Source organism: Arthrobacter endolithicus (assembly GCF_026627425.1).
In the GTDB taxonomy this organism is placed as follows: domain Bacteria; phylum Actinomycetota; class Actinomycetes; order Actinomycetales; family Micrococcaceae; genus Arthrobacter_M.
Genome location: NZ_JAPNLH010000047.1, coordinates 1 through 3376 on the forward strand (window position 1 = coordinate 1; position 3376 = coordinate 3376).

General features: G+C 64.1%; 3 protein-coding genes. All 3 read left to right on the forward strand.

Features of this window, described 5'->3' with window-relative positions:
• Nucleotides 1–145 precede the first annotated feature (145 nt).
• The 3 genes from OS914_RS17855 to OS914_RS17865 are packed head-to-tail and all read left to right on the forward strand — an operon-like array spanning nt 146 to nt 3287.
• The gene (locus OS914_RS17855) at nt 146–1366 is read left to right on the forward strand and encodes a tyrosine-type recombinase/integrase (RefSeq protein ID WP_267547402.1); all 1221 of its coding nucleotides are present in this window, start codon (nt 146–148) and stop codon (nt 1364–1366) included.
• Nucleotides 1363–2298 carry a tyrosine-type recombinase/integrase gene (locus OS914_RS17860; protein ID WP_267547403.1) on the forward strand — a complete coding sequence of 312 codons (936 nt, stop codon included), beginning with the start codon at nt 1363–1365 and terminating at the stop codon, nt 2296–2298. The genes OS914_RS17855 and OS914_RS17860 overlap by 4 nt, the downstream gene beginning before the upstream one ends.
• On the forward strand, nt 2295–3287 hold the full coding sequence (locus OS914_RS17865) for a tyrosine-type recombinase/integrase (RefSeq protein WP_267547404.1): 993 nt from the start codon (nt 2295–2297) through the stop codon (nt 3285–3287). The genes OS914_RS17860 and OS914_RS17865 overlap by 4 nt, the downstream gene beginning before the upstream one ends.
• The last annotated feature ends 89 nt before the right edge of the window (nt 3288–3376 follow it).

The window sequence follows — 3376 nt, forward strand, 5'->3', positions numbered from 1 at the left end:
ACACCTGTTATGCCGACGTTGTGATTATGCCGATGTTGGTCTGCGATCCCTGGTTCCAGGTGGTGGAAGGGACAAAAAGGTCGGCATAATCACGCTGTGGTGATCGGCTTGTCTTCTCAACTATTGAGCAGACGAGGAGCACACAATGACAGCAACGAGGCAAGCGTGCCGGATCCAGGTCCATGGTCCGCTGCAGAAACATGCTGAGGGATTTGAGGCCGAACTATTGCGTCTGGGATTCGCCCCGGCATCGATTGTGAATCAGTTCTATCTGCTGGCACATCTGAGTAGCTGGCTCGAGGCCGAAGGCATGCGCCTTGGCGATCTGACGGTGTTGCAGATCGGTGCATTCCTCGTTGAACGCAAAGCCACACGTACTGCGTTGTTCACCCGTAAGGCGCTGTGCCCGTTGCTGGGCTGGCTGGCGGAGTCAGGGGTGATCACTGCGGAGGCTGCGGGCCCGCCCCGTGCGGCGGAGGATCCGGCGGTGCTGGTCCGGTTCGAGCGCTACCTTCTGACGGAGCGTCGTATCGGGACCCGCACCACGTCAGCTTATGTGGTGCGGGTCCGGCGGTTCCTGGAGACGCATTGTCCGTCTGAGGGTTTTGCTAAATTGAGCGGCGCCGACGTCACCCGCGCGTTGCTGGATGAGGGAGTGGGACGGGCGCCGGCGTCGGTGAAGAAGTTCGGCTATGCACTGCGGGCCTTTCTGCGGTTCTGTTTCATCAGCGGCGAGCTCAACCGTGATCTGACCGGTGCGACGATGGTGATTCGAGAGCCGTTGCCTTCCCTTCTTCCGCTGGGCGCCAGCGCGGAACAGATCGGCACTCTCCTGCAGGGTTGTGACCGGAGCACAGCGGTGGGGCGGCGCGAATATGCGGTAATCCTCCTGCTGGTCCGGCTCGGCCTGCGCGCCGGGGAAGTCGCCGGAATGCAGTTGGAAGATATTCGCTGGCGTCACGGGGAGGTCCTCATCCGTGGCAAGGGCGCGAAACACGAGTGCCTTCCGCTGCCGGCCGAGGTCGGCGCCGCTGTGGTGGACTATCTGATGCATGCCCGACCGGCCGATGCGGACCTGCGGGAAGTGTTCTGCACCGTCCGTGCTCCGCGACGACCGCTGAGCTCCCCGGGGGTTTGGGGGATCGTGACCCGTGCCTGCACCCGCGCGCATTTGGAGAAATTCGGGCCTCACCAGCTGCGCCACAGTTTGGCCGAGGCGATGGTTGCCGCCGAAGTGCCGTTGGCCGCGATCGGGCAAGTACTCCGCCACGACGATCCCGCGACGACGGCGAACTATGCTCGGGTGGACGTGGTCCGGTTACGACAGCTGGCCCGGCCTTGGCCGGCCGGGGGTGAACTGTCGTGACGTGGGACGAGAACGTCACCGATTATCTGCGTTTGCGCCGTCAGCTCGGCGCACGCCTGGCGTGGCCTGAACACCTGCTGCGCCAGTTCGCCACATACCTCACGGCCGCGGGCATCGAGATAATCACCATCACCGAGGCCATTAACTGGTGCAGCTCTCTCCCGGAGGGCGTGATGACCAGGCCGCTGACGCGTGCGTCGAGGCGGATGACCGCCGTCCGCGGGCTCGCCGTCTACATGCACGCGCTGAACCCGATCCACGAGGTTCCGCCACCCGGGGTCTTCGCCGGCCCCACGCATCGTCAGGCTCCCTACATTTATACATCCGCTGAAATCACGGCGGTGATCCGCGCCGCCGCCGCCTTGGAGGGCGGGAACCGGGGCGGGACTTATCCGGTGTTGTTCGCGCTGCTGGCGGCCACGGGATTACGGGTCGGTGAGGCCCTCGCACTGGACTGGGACACCGCAGATTTGGATGCCGGAGTGTTGCTGATCAGTCGAGGCAAGGGCCGCGACCCACGGCTGGTCCCGCTGCACCCGAGCGCCACTGCCGCTCTCGAACGCTATACGCGCTGGGGCGAGGACCAGCACCACGATCGCAGGGCGGCGTTCTTCACCGATGCAGACGGCGAACGGTTGAAATACGCGGCCGTTCGCGATAACTGGGTGCACGCTTCTACTGCCGCAGGATTGCGCACTGCGTCGCGGCAGCCTCGGATGCACGACCTGCGGCACACGTTCGCAGTGAACACACTGCTGGGCTGGTATCGCGACGGCGCCGATGTCGCCGCGAAGATGCCTGCCCTGTCGATCTATCTAGGCCATTCCGATCCGGCGAATACCTACTGGTATCTGAGCGCCGTTCCCGAACTGCTCGCTCACGCTGCCGCACGCCTTGATGCTGCGAACACCGGGGAGCAGGTGGGGTCATGACCTCTCTCGCTCCGCTGCTGCAGGCGTTCTTCACCGACCGGCTGGTCACCCAGCGCCAGGCCAGCGCCAACACGATCGCTTCCTACCGTGACACGTTCACGTTGCTCCTTGGCCATGTCTGTGCTCAGACTGGCAAGAAACCCTCTGCCATTGAGATCAGCGATCTTGATGTCGACGCCATCACCGGGTTCCTCCACTATCTGGAAGAAATCCGGGGCAACAGTGCCCGCACCCGCAATGCCCGCCTGGCCGCGATTCACTCCTTGTTCGGTTACGCCGCGTTGCGCCACCACGAGCATGCCGAAGTGATCCAACGCGTCCTGGCGATCCCGGCGGCGAGAATGCACCGCAACATCGTCACCTGGCTTGACCCCAGCGAAGCCGACGCACTCCTGGGAGCTTGCGACCAGGACACCCGCACCGGCCGCCGCGACCATGCGATGTTCACTTTGGCAATCCAGACAGGGTTGCGCATCAGCGAGATCATCGAGCTCACCCTCGGTGACGTCCACACCGGTGTCGGGGCGCACGTCCACTGCCTCGGCAAGGGCCGCAAAGAACGCCGCACCCCGCTGCTGCCAGCCACCGTCGCGATTCTGAACGGGTGGATCTCCGAACACAGGGGCCCCGCCGATGCCGCGCTGTTCACCACCAGCACTGGCCGGCGTCTCAGCCGGGACGCGATCGAGCACCGCATCCACCGCACCATCACCACGGCCGCGTCGTCCTGCCCGTCGCTGGTCGGAAGACACGTGACCATGCATACCCTTCGCCACACCGCTGCGATGCGGCTGCTGCATGCCGGCGTCGATACAACCGTCATCGCCCTATGGCTCGGCCACGAGCAGATCGCCACGACGAACATTTACCTCCACGCCGACATGACCTTGAAGGAGGCCGCAATCGCGAAAGTCACCCCACTCGGCATCACGGCTACGGGGCGCTACCAGCCCACAGACACCGTCCTGGCCTTCCTCGTGGCGCTGTGATTATGCCGACCTTTTTGTCCCTTCCACCGCCTGGAACCAGGGATCGCAGACCAACATCGGCATAATCACAACGTCGGCATAACAGGTGT